The organism is Metapseudomonas otitidis (genome assembly GCF_900111835.1).
Taxonomy (GTDB): Bacteria; Pseudomonadota; Gammaproteobacteria; order Pseudomonadales; family Pseudomonadaceae; genus Metapseudomonas; species Metapseudomonas otitidis.
In genome coordinates this window covers 168,943-185,555 of the sequence record NZ_FOJP01000017.1, presented here as the reverse complement: position 1 = coordinate 185,555, position 16,613 = coordinate 168,943, and the positions used below count along the sequence as shown (strand labels likewise).

Sequence of the window (16,613 nt, the reverse complement as noted above, 5' to 3'; positions counted from 1 at the left end):
TGGGGTTCTACCCCATTTCCACGGACGGTTTGAAAAGGGCTGAAAACTTCAAATCTTGCCGGGCGACTCTACGACGCATCCGTGGGTTATGGAACCGCTCGATGTAGTCGAAGAGATCCGCCCGTGCCTCATCGCGAGTTCGGTACGATTGCCGGACAACACGCTCTCGTTTCAGTTGGCCGAAGAATCCCTCACAGGCCGCGTTATCACCACAATGTCCCACGGCACTCATGCTGCAAATCAGCGTATTGCGACTCAGAAAACGCTGGTAGTCCGCACTGGTAAATTGGCTGCCGCGATCCGAATGCAGGATCACTGACCAATCACCTTGGCGCTGCCAGATCGCCATCTCCACCGCTCGGATCACCATCTGCCGATCCTGACGGTGATGCATCGACCAGCCAATCACCAGCTTGCTGTATAGGTCGAGCACCACGCACAAAAACAGCTTGCCCTCCAGGGTGGCAATTTCCGTGATGTCCGTGACCCACTTGCGCTCCGGCTCCAGGGCGGTGAAGTCGCGCTCCAGCAGGTTTCTCACGCCTGCCGGACGACCAGAAGCCACTCGACCCAAGCCACGCCTCTTCCGGCGCGGCCAACCTTGAATGCGTTCTACCGCCATCAGGCGGGCGACGCGATTCAGACTGATGGTTTCGCCTTCGTAGCATAGGTCTTCGTGCATACGCGGCGCTCCGATCACCCCACGGCTGTCTTCATGGATCTCGTGAATGCGCTTTATCAGGCGCGCATTCTCTTGAGCGCGTGGGCTCGGCTGACGATCCTGCCAGTCGTAATAGCCGCTGGCAGAAACCTTCAAGCAACGGCACATCAGCCGTACCGGGTACTCGTTGCGGCAGCGCCGAATCACCGCGTACCGCTCGATGACTCCTTGGCAAAGTACGCTGCCGCGTCTCTTAAAAAATCACGTTCCTTGGTCACTCGGGCCAGCTCACGCTTGAGGCGGGCAAGCTCCTCGTCTCGCGGGCTACCCGTGCCAGGAAAGGCCTTTTCTGCACCAGGCTGCGCTTCTCGAACCCAGCGGTTTAGCAGACTCGGGGCCACCCCGATCTCTTGTGCGATTTGGCGGCAACTGGTTTCTGAGCGACGGGCCAGCTCGACGGCCTCCCGCTTGAACTCGGGGCTGTATCTCTTGCGCTTGGACATGAACACTCCTTCAGCTCGGCGTGAGCTTACTCGAAAGTGTTCGTGCTAACGGGGTAGAACCCACTACCTCGAGACCCCCCATGGCACTGAGCTTGTTTGCATCCTGGGCTCTGGCTACGAGAAGGATAACCGGCATGCCCTCGAAACCTGGGTCGCCTACCACCGCAACGAAGTTTTCGAAAAACGCCTGGAGGGGCGTAGCCCGCTGGATTACCTGATCGAGAAGCTTGAAAGCCTGTTGGCTAACTAAGTTCACAAGGGGCCGAAAGGCCCCTTCATCGTTCTACCCCGGCAGCAGCTCATACCAATATTTGCTTGGAGCAAAAGTCGCGCTGTTGCTACAGCTCAACTTGAACATCCAGTCAGGCAGTTAAAGACCCGGGTTGAAGGATTGGTTTACTATCCGGACGCGAACCAGAGCACATTTTTCTCCTGCCTGCAGATGGGCAAGAGGGAGGCCGGGAGTACAGGGACAGTGGTAAAGAAGCAGCGCGTATTGGCCAGCTGGGTTGGCGGGAATGATCTCAAAGCAGTTGCAGGTGCTGAGGCAGGCCCGATTCTGTCCACCCTGAACACAGTTCCCGTTGATAACGTCGAGCTTCTTTGTTCATACCCCGCCGAGCGCGTTGAGCCCTACCTGGCCTGGCTGCGCCAGCAGGTCGATGTACCAATCACCGCGCATTACGTTTCCCTATCTTCCCCCGTTCATTTCGGGGAGATCTACCAGGCCGCCAGTCAGCATTTAAAGCGCCTCAGTACCTCTGCTAATCAGCTTTCTATTCTGCTCAGCCCCGGCACACCGGCCATGCAAGCGGTGTGGATTCTGCTGGGCAAAACGCGCTATCCGGCAACCTTCTACCAATCCTCACTTGAGCAAGGTGTTCAGCAGGTTGAAGTGCCATTTGAAATCGCGGCCGAGTACGTGCCGGCCGCCAATACCATCAGCACCGACAAGCTTGTCCAGCTCGCAGGGCTGGATGCGCCTGTGGATGCAGCCTTCGACAGTATCGTGACGCAGAGCGAGCGCATGCTGGCCCTCAAGGCGCAGGCGCAGATACTCGCGACGAAGCAGGTGCCGGTGCTGATTTACGGCGAAACCGGCACCGGCAAGGAGCTGTTTGCCCGTGCCATTCACAACGCCGGCCCACGTTCTGCAGCGCCCTTTGTTGCGGTGAACTGCGGTGCCATCGTGCCGGAGCTGATTGACTCAACCTTATTTGGCCACAAGAAGGGCGCATTCACTGGCGCTATTGCAGATCGGCCTGGGGTTTTCCAACAGGCCCATGGCGGCACGCTGTTTCTGGATGAGTTCGGTGAGCTAACACCGGATGTGCAAGTACGCCTCCTGCGCGTACTGCAGGAAGGCACCTTCACCCCGGTCGGCTCCAACCAAGAGCTCAAGGTCGATGTGCGGCTGATCACCGCCACTCACCGGGACTTGATGCAGGAAGTCGCCCAAGGGCGCTTCCGTGAAGACTTGTTCTATCGCATTGCTGTGGGCGTACTGCACCTGCCGCCGCTCAGAGAGCGCGAAGGTGATCTGCTGTTATTGTCGGAAAAGCTGCTGGCCGGCATTGCCCGCCAGGATGCCAGTCTTGGCGATAAGAAAGTTTCTGCAGAAGCAAAAAATCTTATCCTTCAGTACCCCTGGCGTGGCAACGTTCGCGAACTGCAGTCCACCTTGTTGCGCGCGGCTCTTTGGTGTCCGGGCGATCTGATTGCTGCTCATGATATCGAGCAAGCGCTGTTCAAATTGCCGCACGCGCAGGCCGATGTACTGGCCATGAATGTTGCGCAAGGCATTGATCTACAAAAGATAATCGCCGACGTGGCAGGGCATTATCTGCGCAAGGCGCTGACGCTTACCGGCAACAACAAGACCCGTGCGGCCAGCCTGCTTGGCCTCAAAAGCCAGCAGACGCTGAGCAATTGGATGGACAAATACGGCATCGAATAAAACTTGGCACGGTCCTCGCTCTAGGACCGTTATGGACAGAATCGCCTACATGAAATCAGTCAACTTCGAGTTTCTCCGCACCGGCAACGAACTGCTGGCGAACCTCGCTGGCCTCGCCGAAGCTGTTCTGCACATCGACCCGGGCAGTGCGCTCACTCGCCTGCGCAGCTTTGCCGAAGAGCTTACCAAAGCCATTTATAAGGAAGAGCTTCTGCCGCGCATGCCGCAGTCAACCTTCTACGACCTGGTGAAAAACTCGGTGTTCACCGATTGCGTCAGCAAGCCACTGGTTCACCAGATCAACTTCCTGCGCATCCAGGGTAATGACACGGCACACGGCGCTGAAGGCGACCTGCGTAACGCACAGCTGGCGCTGAAGACGGCCCATCAGCTGGCCATGTACATGGCCATCAAGTACTACGGCACCGCACAGGCCGATATTCCGCCCTTTGCCGAGGTGCAGGACCCGACAGCGACTCTAGCCAGCCTGCAGAAGACCGTCTCCAGTTATGAAAAGGAACTCAACCAGCAGCAGGAAGAGCTGCAACGCGTCATGGAGAAGCTGGAGCAGGAGCGCACCCGCAATCTCGAAAAGCTGGAGCCACCTGCCAAGCCTGACCAGCAGAAACGTCAGCAGCAGAGCCAGAAGGTAGCCGACAGCCTGCAGTGGAATGAGGCCAAGACCCGCGCTCTGCTGATCGACGCCATGCTGGTGCAGGCGGGCTGGGATATCAGCAATCCCTCGCAGGTCGGCCAGGAAGTAGACGTCGACTTCCCCGATAACGTTTCCGGCAAGGGCCGGGCAGACTACGTGCTATGGGGCGACAACGGTCAGCCGCTGGCCGTGATCGAGGCCAAGAAATCCGGCAATGTCAGTCTGCAGGCCGGGCGCGAACAGGCACGCATGTATGCCGACGGCTTCGAGCGCATGGGCATGCAACGCCCGGTGATTTTCTACAGCAACGGCTACGAGACCTTCATTTGGGATGACGCGCAGTACAACACCTACCGCCCGGTGTATGGCCTCTACAGTAAGGACAGCCTCGAATACCTGATCTACCAGCGGCAATACCGCAAAGCGGAGCTGGAGCGTCATAACCCGGATCTGAACATTGCTGATCGTCCCTATCAGATCGAAGCGATCAAAACGGTTGCTGCGCACTTCCAGCAACAACGTCGCCGCGCGCTGATCATCCAGGCCACCGGCACGGGCAAGACCCGCGTGGCCATCGCGCTGGCCGAGCTGCTGCTGCGCACCGGTTGGGCCAAGCGCGTGCTGTTCCTGTGTGACCGCAAGGAGCTGCGCGTGCAGGCTGATGAGGCCTTCAAGCAGAACCTGCCCAGCGAGCCGCGCTGCGTAATCGGTGAAACCAACAAGGTGGACCAGACCGCACGCGTCTACATCGCCACCTACCCGGGCATGATGAACCGCTTCGCCCAGCTTGATGTGGGCTTCTTCGACCTGATCATTGCCGACGAAAGTCACCGCAGCATCTACAACAAGTACCGCGACCTGTTCGATTACTTCGATGCCCTGCAGGTAGGCCTCACTGCCACTCCGGTGAAGTTCATCAGCCGCAACACCTTCGACATGTTCGATTGCGAGACCACCGACCCGACCTTCGAGTTCGGCCTCGATGCGGCTATCAACAACGATCCACCTTACTTGGTTCCGTTCCGCGTCAAAGACCTCACCACCGACTTCCTGCGCGATGGCATTCACTACAACGACCTGAGTGAGGAGCAGCAGCGTCAGCTCGAAGAAGACCTCGGCGAGGAGGAGGCCAAGCGCACCACCATCGCCGGCAAGGACATAGGCCGCAAGATCTTCAGCGAAGACACCGACCGCATCATTCTGGAAAACCTGATCAACAACGGCATCAAGGACGAGACCGGTTCACTGGTCGGCAAGACCATCGTTTTCGCCCAGCGCCAGGAACATGCCGAGCATCTGGAGGCGCTCTTCTGCAAGCTCTACCCCCAGTACGGCAGCAAGGTCTGCAAGGTCATCCACAACGCCATCCCGCACGTGGATACCCTGATCAAGGAATTCAAAAAGCCGGGCAACGACTTCCGCATCGCCATCTCGGTGGACATGCTTGATACCGGCATCGACGTGCCCGAAGTGGTCAACCTGGTCTTCGCCAAGCCGGTCAAATCCTGGGTGAAGTTCTGGCAGATGATCGGGCGCGGCACACGCCTGCGCCCCAACCTGTTTGGTCAGGGCAAGCACAAGACCGAATTCCTCATCTTCGATCACTACGGTAACTTCGACTTCTTCGAGCAGGAGTACGAAGAGCCGGAAGACCAGGGCGGCAAGTCGCTCCTGCAAACCACCTTCGAAGCACGTCTAGAGTTGGCGCAGGCCGCCCTCAAGCACAACCATGCCGCCGCCTTCGATGCCGCCATCGAGCTGCTGCGTGCCGACATCAACGACCTGCCGGAGAGTAGCGTTGCTGTTAAACGCGAGCTGCGTGCTGTGCACCAGTTGCAGCAGGGCGACCAACTGCAGAAGTTCGACGCCAAAACCCAGCACCTGCTGGCGACCACCATCGCTCCGTTGATGTCTGCCCGTGTGTTGCGTGACAAACATGCCACCGCGCTCGACAAGCTCATCGCCGGTATCGAGCGCTGCCTGGTAGAGCAGGCCAGCTGTTTCGAGGATGGCAAGATCACCCTGCTGCAGGAAATCGACAAGCTCGCCATCAATATTCAGGCGGTGCGCCAGAAGGATGCCCTGATTGCGGAAGTGCGCAGCGCGGACTTCTGGCTCAATGCCAACGTGGGCAAGCTGGAGGGCGCGCGTCAGGAGCTGCGCGGCATCATGAAATACCGGAAGTCCGGAGATGGCACAGGCTACGTAACGCCGGGTACTCGCACCGCCGATGGCGGCGTAAAGGAGGCAGAGCGCGTCATCACCATTGCCGGCGCCAACGAGGCAATGATCTACCGGCGCCGCCTCAAGGACATCCTCGACGGCATGCTGGCTGCCAACCCAACCCTGCAGAAAATCCACAGGGGCGAGCCGATTGCCGAGCAGGAGCTGAGTTCGCTTACTTCGACCATCCTCACCACCCACCCCGGCGTCAGCCTGCAGGTGCTCAACGAGTTCTATGGCCGTACCGCCAATGAGCTGCAGCTGACCGTGCGTGAGCTGATTGGTTTGGATGTCCAGGCTATCGAGCAGCATTTCGCCCAGTTCCTGCATACCCACCCCAGCCTCACGGCCCAGCAGGTGCGCTTCATGAACCTGCTCAAAGGCTACATCGCCCAGCACGGCAGCATCGTCATCGAGAAACTCTACGACGCGCCGTTTTCCAGCATCTCTCACGAAGGCATCGACGGTGTGTTTACCCCAGCCGACGTGGGTGAGCTGGTGGCCGTGCTCAAGCCCTTCTTGCGCGGGGAAACCCCGCCCACCAGTCACTAGGAGTGCACATGCAAGCCAGTCAATGGACTATCGACATCATCGTCATCACAGCCGTACTCGCACTGGCTTGTGCGTTGCTGGGTTATTTCTTAGCGGCATTGCGTCAGGGACGGCAACTCAGCCTTCTGGCAGCCCAGCTTGAGCAGGCCCAGCAGGCTCAAGCGACGGCAGTGGCCGGCAGCGCAGCGCTGAGTGAGCAGCTCAAAGCCGCGGAAGCACGTGCTCATGAACTCCAGCTCGCAGAAAGCACCCTGAAAGCCAAGCTGCAGGCAGCCTTCGACAATGAGGCTCGACTGAATAAGGAGCAGCAGGAAGGCAAAGACTCTCTGGCTGCGTTGCAGCTGAAGCTGGACGATGCCAGCCGACAGCATCACGACGCCGCCAAACGTCTGGAAACTGCTCAGGCCGAAGGGCGAGCGCTGCAGGGGCAAGTCTCTGAGCTGCGTGATCGTCTAACCGCAGAGCAAACTGCAGTCACCTCATTGCAAGGCGAACGTGACACTCTTAAGGACGAGCTGGCAGGCCTCGATGCCAGCGCCAAGGTGGCGGCAACTGGCGAGCGTGAGGCACGTGAGCAGCTTGCTGAAATTCGCCAGAAGATGGTCGCTCAGGCTCAGGAATACAACGAGCTACTGGGGCGTTATCAGCCGCTCAGTAATCAGCATGCTGAGCTGAAGACGGCCCTGGATAACAGCGCGAAACAGGTGACAGAGCTGCGGGAGCGTCTGGCGCAGGCCCAAACCACCAACGAGCAACTACATGCTGATCGCGACCGCCTAAAGGATGAGCTGGCCGCCGAGGGCAAGCGCGCCAAGTCGCTGGAGACCTCAGAGCGCGATGCACGCGAGCAGTTGACTGAAACCAAGCAGCACCTGACTGAGCAGGTAAAAGCGTTCGGCGAACTCCAGGAGCGTTTCAACACGCTGTCATCCGAGCACACCGAGCTCAAAACCACCCTGCAGAAGCGCGAGGAGCACTTCCAGGAGCAGATGACGCAGCTGGCTGATGCGCGCAAGTCGCTGACCCAGGAGTTCGAGAACCTGGCCAACAAGATTTTCGAGGAGAAGGGCAAGACCTTCACCCAAACCAGCCAAACCAGCATCGACGGTATGCTCAAGCCATTCCGCGAGCAGATCGAAGGTTTCCAGAAGCGCATCAACGAAGTTCACGATGCGTCCCTGCAGGGCAACACCAGTCTCAACTCTGAAATCAAAAAGGTGCTGGAAATCGGCCTGCAGATGAGCAAAGAGGCCAACAACCTCACCTCCGCGCTCAAGGGAGACTCCCAGCAACGTGGGGCCTGGGGTGAGGCGCAACTGCGTCGCACGCTGGAAATGAGCGGGCTGATCGAAGAGGCACACTACGAAGTGCAGGCAGCCTTCAAAGATGCCGAGGGCCGCTCCAAGCAAACCGACTACCTGATCAAACTGCCTGACGGCAAACACATCATCATCGACAGCAAGGTCTCTCTGGTTGCCTACGACCGCGCCGTTGGCGCCGAGTCACCAGAGGAATACCAGCTGGCCATGGCTGAACATGTTAAAGCGGTGCGCAAGCATATCGATGACTTGGCCTCCAAGGACTACACCAACCTAGCCGGCATTCATAGCCCTGACTTTGTGCTCATGTTCATGCCCATTGAGCCTGCCTACATTGAGGCCATGAAGCACAACAAGGATCTGTTCGAATACGGCTACAAAAAGCACATCGTGCTGGTTTCCCACACCACCCTAATTCCCATTCTGCGCACCGTCGCCAACCTGTGGATGATCGAGCGCAGCAATGCCGAAGCGCGTGAGATCAGCGAGAAGGCTGGCGAGATCTATAACCAGGTATGCCTTGTGGCTGAGCGCATCGGCAAGCTGGGCGGTACGCTGAATACGGCGAGCAAGCACTACAACAGCGCGATAACAGCATTGGCGGGTCAGCAGGGGCTATACGGCAAGATTGATCGCTTTAGCCAGCTGTCAGCCAAAGTCAGCAAGACCCTGCCGACGCTGGAGCCTGTTCATGTTGATTTCCAAAACGAGCGACTCTCGCTGATCGTCGAGGCCCTCGACGAATCGCCTGAGCCAAACGAGGGCCTGCCGCAGCTACCAGCCGACGACCACGAAGGCGAGCAGTCCTCTCACACAGAAACCAGCACTAAAAACGAATTCGAGTTCTTCTGATGCTAACTGGCAAAATTCGCAACGATATCGACAAGCTCTGGGAAAAATTCTGGACTGGCGGCATCACTAACCCGCTGACCGTAATCGAACAGATCAGTTACCTGATGTTCGCCCGCATGCTCGACATGCAGGAGGACGTGGCCGAGCGCAAAGCCAACCGCACCGGCAAGGCCTTCGATCGCCTGTTCCCCAATACCCCGGAAGGCCAGCTGCTGCGCTGGAAAAATTTCCGCAACATGAGTGGCAAGGAGTTGCACAGCCACCTCAAGCGAAAGGTCTATCCGTTCTTCGCCAAGCTGGGCGGCGCCGAAGGCGAGGGCGGTGAGCGCGAGGGCCTCGGCCATATCAGCGAATACATGCAGGACGCCGATCTAGAGATCAAGAACGAGTCCGTGCTCACTACCGCCGTGGAGATGGTCAACGACCTGCCGCTGACCCAGAGCGACGTAAAAGGCGATATCTACGAATACCTGCTAAGCAAGCTCACCACCGCCGGCATCAACGGCCAGTTCCGCACGCCGCGCCACATCATCGACGCCATGATCGAGCTGATTGCCCCGCAGCCCACCGAGGTGATCTGCGACCCTGCCTGCGGCACCGCCGGCTTTCTCGCCCGCACCATGGAATACCTCAACCGCGTGAACTCCAGCCCGGAAGGCACGTTCAGCGATGAAGATGGCAACCTGCATTACTCCGGCGACCTGCTCGAACCCTACCGCCAGCACATCAACAGCCAGATGTTCTGGGGCTTCGACTTCGACACCACCATGCTGCGCGTCTCCAGCATGAACATGATGCTCCACGGCGTGAACGGCGCGAACATCCGCTACCAGGACTCCCTGAGCAAATCCATCAAGGAACACTACCCGCGTCAGGAGCAGAACTTCTTCGACGTGGTGCTGGCCAACCCTCCGTTCAAAGGCAGCCTGGACGAAACCAACACCAACCCCGACGTACTCGGCCTGGTGAAAACCAAAAAGACCGAGCTGCTGTTCGTCGCCCATATCCTCCGCTCGCTCAAGCTCGGTGGCCGCGCCGCAGTGATCGTGCCGGACGGCGTTCTGTTCGGCTCCAGCAAGGCCCACCAGCAATTGCGCCAGGAGCTGCTCGACAACAACCAGCTCGAAGGCATCGTCAGTCTGCCCAGCGGCGTGTTCAAACCCTACGCCGGTGTCAGCACTGCCATCCTCATCTTCACCAAGGGCGGCACCACCGAACGTGTGTGGTTCTACGACCTGCAGGCCGACGGCTACTCGCTGGACGACAAGCGCACCGAGCTGAAAGGTGAGGGCAGCAACGACCTGCCCGACGCCATTACCCAATGGCAAAAATACCGGCAGATGGTCGAGAGCAATCTCAGCGCCAGCACTATCAATACCCTGTTCGGCGACAAGCGCAAAAAGGCCTTTGTCGTACCCGCCGAGGATATCGCCGCCAACAAGTACGACCTCTCCATCAACCGCTACAAGAAAGTGGAGTACCAGCAGGAGCAGTACGAAGACCCGAAGGTGATTCTGCAACGGCTCAAAGGGTTGGAGCAGGACATTCTGGCGGATCTGGATGAGCTGGAGGGGATGCTGTGAGTCAAGTTTTTCCGGCGCATTGGGATGTATTGCCGTTCAGCTTGGCTGTCAAAGACGCCACATCTGAATATTCGAAGCTGCAGAAATCTGAATACTTGGAGCAAGGCAGATTTCCTATAGTTGACCAAGGGCAACAGAAGTTTGGTGGCTATACAGATGATGAGTCAGTAGTCTCTTTGGGTGGGTGTCCTGCAGTTATATTTGGTGATCACACCCGGATTTTTAAATTTATAGATGAGCCTTTTTGCTTAGGCGCTGATGGTGCAAAGGTTCTTGAGCCAAAGGTTGAGTTGGACAAGAAATTCTTATTCTATTATTTGTCTTCATTGAATATTGAGTCTGCTGGTTATAGTAGGCACTTTAAGTTTCTCAAGGAAAATGTTGTTCCAGTCCCACCCCTGCCCGAACAAAAGCGCATCGCCACTATCCTCGACAAGGCCGACGCCATCCGCCGCAAACGTCAGCAAACCATCCAGCTCGCCGACGACTTCCTCCGCGCCGTGTTTCTGGACATGTTCGGCGACCCGGTGACTAATCCGAAGGGATGGGAAGTAAAACTGCTCAAAGACTTATCGCTGAAAATCCACAGCGGTAATACGCCTAAAGGTGGCAAGGAAAACTATGTTGAGAGTGGTGTCGTTTTTCTGAGAAGTCAGAATGTATGGAAGAGGAAAATAATTCTTGATGATGTGGCTTATATTGATGCGGCGACACATAGGAAAATGGCGGGTAGCAGCTTAAAGCATCAAGACATTTTGATGACTAAGACTGGTCGCTTTAATACGGAAAATAGCAGCTTGGGTCGCGCTGCAATGTTTTTTGGTGAGGATAATAGTGCAAACGTGAATGGGCACGTGTACTTGATAAGGCTGGGAGGAAAGGTAGATAAGAAATTTGTATTGTTCATTCTGACCATGCCTGAGTATTACGAATACATTAGGTCGGTGTGTGTTGGTGGAATTGATAAGCGGCAGCTTAATAAGGAGCACTTGGAGAATTTCCCGATAATCTTCCCCTCTGCAGATATGCAGCGAAGATTTTCGGAAATATTGGATGTGGTTGATAGTGCCAAAGTACAGGCTGCCAATGCTCTTTTGAGCGCCGAAATGATGTTTGATGCGCTAAGCCAAAAAGCCTTCTCCGGCCAGCTATAGATAAGGAAATCCCCATGCGCCTCAAATCCGTCAAACTCACCCATTTTCGCGGCTACCGCTCCACCACCGTCATTCCCATCGACGAAGCCATGACCGGCATCGTCGGTCGCAATGACTATGGTAAGTCGACCATCCTCGAAGCCCTGGCCATCTTCTTCGAAAGCGGCGACGTCAAGGCTGACAAGAGCGACATGAACTGCTTCAGCCTGGCCGAGGGTGCCGAGCAGTTTGAGATTGCCTGTGAGTTCGACGGCCTGCCCGAGGCACTGGTGCTGGATGAAAATGCCGAGACTTCATTGACGCATGAGTATCTGCTCAACGCCGAGGGCGCGCTGGAGATCGTCAAAACCTTCAAGGCCAGCACCGGCAAGCTGGAGCGAACCGCCATCCGCTGTGAGCACCCTAACGATGAAGTGCTGGCTGGGCTGCTGAGCCTGAAAATGGCCGACCTGAGAAAGCTTGGTGAGCAGCAAGGCGTTGCCGAGCAGGTAGCAGACAAGCGTGTGGCTTCCCAGTGGCGGCAGGCTATTCGTGATGCGGCACAGCCCATTGCCTGTAAGGAGACGCTGCTCGACGTCAGCAAAGGGCTTTCGACCGACAGCAAATCCATCTGGGAAAAGATCGAGGCCCAGCTGCCCACCTTCGCCCTGCTCAAGGCGGATCGCGAAAGCAGTGATGGCGACGCCGAGGCCAAGAACCCGCTGCAGCAGGCGGTCAAGGAGGCGCAGGCTGCACTGCAGGACCAGATCAGCGCGCTGGAACAGCAGATCGAAGCCAGTGTGCTGGATGTCGCTGCCCGCACCCTCGACAAGCTGCGGGAAATGGCTCCCGAGCTGGCCAATGAGCTGACCCCGCGCTTCAAGGAAAAGCCCAAGTGGAGCTTCAGCTTCACCCTGGATGGTGAGAATGGCATCCCCATCAACAAGCGCGGCAGCGGCGTGCGCCGACTGATCCTGCTTAACTTCTTCCGCGCCGAGGCGGAGAAGGCGGTAGTGGGCTCCCAGCGTAATGTGATTTACGCCATCGAAGAGCCGGAGACCTCCCAGCACCCCAACTACCAGATGATGCTGATGAAGGCGCTGCTGGAGCTTTCCAACCAGCCTAACCGGCAGATCATCGTCACCACCCACGTCCCCGCCCTGGCCGGCCTGATGCCCATCGAGGGTATCCGCTATGTCACCAAGGATGAGAACGGCATCCCCACCGTCAAAATGCCCAATGACAATGTGCTCAAGGAAGCTGCCGAGAGTCTGGGTGTGCTCCCCGAAACGGGTATGGAGCGGGCGAAGGGCGTTGTGCTGGTGGAAGGTAAATCAGACGTCACCTTCCTCCGCCATGCGGCCAATACCCTGAAGGCTGGCGGATATCTCCCGTCCAGTCTTGAGGATGCCGGTATCGTCCCGATCCTGATTGGCGGCTGTGGCAGCGTGAAGCACTGGGTCACCCTCAACCTCGCCGATGACCTCGGGCTGCCCTGGTGCGTGTTTCTGGACTCCGACATCGGCGGCAGTCCGGAGCAGTTCGCTTCAATCGCAAAGCGCAAACAGGAAGTCGAAGCACGCGGGCGCCCCTTCTACTCGACGCGCAAACGGGAAATCGAGAACTACCTGTGCCCTGACATGATTGATGCGCGAACCGGGGTTAGGGTGAATTTCACCGACACCTGCGACGCAAAGAAAATCATCGGCAAAGCGGTGGGTATCAAGGGCGATGATCTGATCGACAAGCTCTGGCCGCACATGACCGCTGAACAAATTCTTCAGCGCTCGATGTACCAGGAGGGCGCTGGGCCGCGCTCGGAGCTGAAAGAGTTGCTCGAGAGCCTGCTGGCGTTGGTCGCGTGAACTCAGAATGTTGTGCGTCCCAGCCGAAGGCAATTTTCTCTTCCCCCGTGCTGGGCAGTGTTAGGTGGCACAAAGGTAGGATCTATGGCGCTTGATTTAAGCAAGACCCTGGTGGTGGGCATCTCGGCCACCGCGCTGTTCGACATGAGCGAGTCCGATCAGATGTTCAAGGCGGCACTAGAGGCCGATCCCGAAAGCGTGATCGATAACTACCGCCGCTATATGCAGGAGCGTGAGGATGAGCCGCTGGCGCCGGGTACCGGGTATCACCTGGTCAAGGCGCTGCTAGACCTCAACCGGCATATGAAAGGTGGCGAGACCTCGCCGTTGGTCGAGGTGGTGGTGATGTCGCGCAACAGCCCGGACACCGGTATCCGCGTGCTCAAGACCATTCGCCGTGACCAGCTAGCTATCACTCGCTCGGCCTTTACCGGCGGCGAGTCGGTGGCCGACTACATGGATGCCTTCGATGTGGACCTGTTCCTGACCACCAATGTGGAGGATGCGCAGAAGGTCATCGACTCTCGGCAATGTGCTGCGGCAATCCTCAAGGCTCCGCCGGCCAATGCCCCTCAAATCCCCGAGGGCCAGGTACGCATCGCATTCGACGGCGACGCCGTACTGTTCTCCGACGCCAGCGAGTTGGTTTACAAAACCCAGGGGCTAGAGGCGTTCAAAGCCCAGGAAGATGCGCTGCAACACACGCCGATGGAAGAAGGCCCTTACGCCAGCCTGCTGAAGAAATTGGCCCGTCTGCAGGAGCGCCTGCCCACCGGTGGCAAGGACTCACCGATCAGAATCGCCATCGTCACCGCACGAAATTCCCCATCCGAGATGCGCGTCATCAATACCCTGCGAGCCTGGGGCGTGTACGTTGATGAGGCCTTTTTCCTGGGGGGCGTCGGCAAAGCCAAAGTGCTCAGTGCCTTCACCCCGCATATCTTCTTCGATGATCAGGACGTTCATTTGGAGGCTGCGGCGAATCTGGTGCCTTCAGGGAAGGTACCGTATCTGACCCAATCCGTTCTGTCCTGCTTGCAGGCTGTTCCCGCCGAGTAAAGCGCCCGCTACGCATGCAAAGGAGTGCATATGTCTTCGCAAAAGTATTCCGCCAATCAGCACCGGATTGAAACCTTGCCGTATGGGCAGCTGAATCAGATTCAGGCCTTGATGCGAGATTTAAAGTCACTTATTCGGACAGTGAGTTGAAAAATGACTGAGTCCAAATCAGCACCGCTAATAGGCAAGAATCTTACCCTGGGTGAACTGCTGAAACGTGCTACGCCTGAAGAGCTGACTGCTTTGGTTGATATCGTTATCGGCCAGGAGAGTGAGCGATATTTTCATGATGATTCGGCGCGCCAAAAAATACTGCAGTGCCGCAATCAAGGTGCGCTTCATACGGCTATAAATAGCATCGCCTCTGAGGTATGTGCTCTTGGCAGTAACACCATCGCCAGTGCGTTCCGGCGGGGTGGGTCTGTGAGCTACGACGAGGTAGTACGCGATGTTGCCAAGGAGTTGAAGGTTGAGGTGCGCAAGGGGGCTGCTGCGCCGGAAGTCGAGCATCAACTGCTTGAGGAACTGCTTTCCAAAGTGCTGGAAGGGAAAAGCGAGCAGGAAAAAGATCTGCTGCTGGGGCATAGGGTAGGTGCAGTTGATGCTGCCGTGCTCAGCTCTGCTCGTCAGGCCGCTGGCGGCACCTCAGTAGCGTCCCAACTCCTAGATCGCCTTGATCCGCTGCAACTGTCCAGCTTGCTGGGTGGTAAGTCGGGACTGGTCACAAGCGGAGCAGCTCTGGCGCTGTTGGTTGGTTTACGTGCGGTGCCGGTTGTGGGGGCTCTTACCGCTGGCTTCTCTGCCTTATCTGCTCTCAAGCGGACAGCGCCTGCTTTAACGGTGATTGTTCCGGCTGTGGTTCAAATCGCCTTCATTCGACGGCGGATTATCCATGACGATTACGAGAAGTTTTTCTCTCAACTGAGGGCATGCCTGTGAGTCAGGACGTACTTTCTCGCACATTGGGTTCGGTCCAGGACGTGATTGAAGGTGTTCAGTCTGGTCTTTACACCGTTTGGGGTGGGGTGGTTCGGATTGCCAAGGGCCATGAGGGGGCCGGGCAGATCGTTGGGCACCTGCAGTTTCCTGGCAATGCTCAGCAAGCCAAGGAGAGTATTGAGCGCTTGGCAGAAAAGCTTGGGGGTATCCAAGGGAGTGTCGATGCTATCCAGGAAAGCCTAGGCATGTTGCAGTCCTTACAGGTCGCCAATCTAGCTCTGTCCGGCTTGAACCTGGCTGTGTCGGTAGCCGGCTTTGCCATAGTTTGTTCGAAGCTGAACGGAATTTCTGATCAGCTTGCATCGCAGTCAGCCAAGCTAGATCAATTGGTTGATTTGGCTGTTGAAGCCAAGGAGCTGCAGTTTCTTCGGGACACTGCCCGTTTCCGCAGTACCGTCAAGACCATCCGGCTGTTTGCCGAAATGGGTGACCTTGAAGGCCTGAAAGGTCAAATCAGTGCACTTTATGAGCAGTATGAGTTCACCAAGCTGGCGCTGGAGCGCTCTTCGTCTCGGGCCTGCAGCGACTCATTCTTGAGTTCTTTGGAGCTGCTGCAGTGCTTGCAGGAGCGAATGATGTATCTGGGCTTCCTGAAGTCGTATGTTCAGCAGCGGGTGGGGGCGCATAAGTTTGCCGTTGAGGCACTGCGCGAGCTGCAATACGACTGGCTTGCGATCAGTACTGTGATTGTTGATTCGGTGGCAGACAATGAGGATTGGGTGGGGCAACTGACACAGTCATCTGCCGGAAAAATCGTTTCCCTACTGCGTTATCGGAAGGAGGCGGCACCTGCCATTGAGTATCAGGCCAGCTTGCTGGATTTTTCTTCTGAAAGGCCGTCGGTGCTTGAGTCGCTCAGCAATGAGACCGCTGAGATCAAGCTATTGGTGGCTTAACTGTGTCAGGGAGGCGAAATGGAAAGCAGCTATCAGCTCTACAAGCTTGCACATACTCCCTCGGGACAGCGCCTATGGACTTATATGGCAGCCATTCTTGAGGTCACGGAGATGGATCAAGGCAAGCCGTTTCCATTGAAGCGATTCCTGAAAAACTTTCAGACTCACCTAGACGCAGGGCGAATCGAGCGCGTGCCCGAAGGCTACAGACTGACCTGCATCGGGCGGGACTATTTTCATGACCGCTACCGGGTCGGGAGCCCCCAGTACATTGAGCGGGCGGCGGTCGAGCGGATGATCAGCTTTATCCGCACCGGTAGCGGAGAAGGGGATTGGGTTCTGCTGACCTGAGGTGC

At 57.3% G+C, this 16,613-nt stretch carries 11 protein-coding genes and 1 pseudogene; 11 read left to right on the top strand and 1 reads right to left on the bottom strand.

The window, feature by feature from the left end; translation table 11 throughout:
- Positions 1-7: 7 nt before the first annotated feature.
- A protein-coding gene (locus tag BM198_RS22200) for an IS3 family transposase (protein WP_139233685.1) occupies positions 8-1,164 on the bottom strand; the annotation gives its coding sequence in 2 pieces (ribosomal slippage) (positions 8-915 and positions 915-1,164; 1,158 coding nt in all).
- Between the two features lie 58 nt (positions 1,165-1,222).
- Here BM198_RS22200 and BM198_RS30725 point away from each other — a divergent pair.
- The 11 genes and pseudogenes from BM198_RS30725 to BM198_RS22135 form a co-directional block, all read left to right on the top strand.
- A pseudogene (locus BM198_RS30725) lies at positions 1,223-1,414 on the top strand (hypothetical protein); the annotation flags it as partial.
- 225 nt (positions 1,415-1,639) lie between these two features.
- Positions 1,640-3,121, top strand: coding sequence for a sigma-54 interaction domain-containing protein (locus BM198_RS22185; RefSeq protein ID WP_083422456.1), 1,482 nt, complete (start codon positions 1,640-1,642; stop codon positions 3,119-3,121).
- A gap of 49 nt (positions 3,122-3,170) precedes the next feature.
- A complete protein-coding gene (locus tag BM198_RS22180; RefSeq protein WP_074972461.1) occupies positions 3,171-6,551 on the top strand; it encodes a DEAD/DEAH box helicase family protein in 3,381 nt (1,126 codons plus the stop codon).
- Positions 6,552-6,559: 8 nt separating this feature from the next.
- Positions 6,560-8,722, top strand: coding sequence for a DNA recombination protein RmuC (gene rmuC, locus BM198_RS22170; RefSeq protein WP_244165731.1), 2,163 nt, complete (start codon positions 6,560-6,562; stop codon positions 8,720-8,722).
- Positions 8,722-10,305 (top strand): type I restriction-modification system subunit M, encoded by a 1,584-nt coding sequence (locus BM198_RS22165; RefSeq protein WP_074972455.1) that lies wholly within the window; start codon positions 8,722-8,724, stop codon positions 10,303-10,305. Before rmuC ends, BM198_RS22165 begins: the two co-directional genes overlap by 1 nt.
- Positions 10,302-11,459 (top strand): restriction endonuclease subunit S, encoded by a 1,158-nt coding sequence (locus BM198_RS22160; protein WP_074972453.1) that lies wholly within the window; start codon positions 10,302-10,304, stop codon positions 11,457-11,459. Before BM198_RS22165 ends, BM198_RS22160 begins: the two co-directional genes overlap by 4 nt.
- Before the next feature lie 14 nt (positions 11,460-11,473).
- Positions 11,474-13,303 (top strand): AAA family ATPase, encoded by a 1,830-nt coding sequence (locus BM198_RS22155; RefSeq protein ID WP_074972451.1) that lies wholly within the window; start codon positions 11,474-11,476, stop codon positions 13,301-13,303.
- An 84-nt stretch (positions 13,304-13,387) separates the two neighbouring features.
- Complete coding sequence (locus tag BM198_RS22150) at positions 13,388-14,362, top strand: 5'-nucleotidase (RefSeq protein WP_074972449.1); 975 nt, start codon at positions 13,388-13,390, stop codon at positions 14,360-14,362.
- A 153-nt stretch (positions 14,363-14,515) separates the two neighbouring features.
- Positions 14,516-15,301, top strand: a complete 786-nt coding sequence (locus tag BM198_RS29815) for a YaaW family protein (protein WP_139233684.1) — start codon at positions 14,516-14,518, stop codon at positions 15,299-15,301.
- Entirely contained in the window at positions 15,298-16,257 is a 960-nt protein-coding gene (locus BM198_RS22140; RefSeq protein WP_074972487.1) for a hypothetical protein, read from the top strand. The genes BM198_RS29815 and BM198_RS22140 overlap by 4 nt, the downstream gene beginning before the upstream one ends.
- A gap of 18 nt (positions 16,258-16,275) precedes the next feature.
- Positions 16,276-16,608, top strand: a complete 333-nt coding sequence (locus BM198_RS22135; protein ID WP_074972444.1) for a hypothetical protein — start codon at positions 16,276-16,278, stop codon at positions 16,606-16,608.
- Positions 16,609-16,613: the final 5 nt, after the last annotated feature.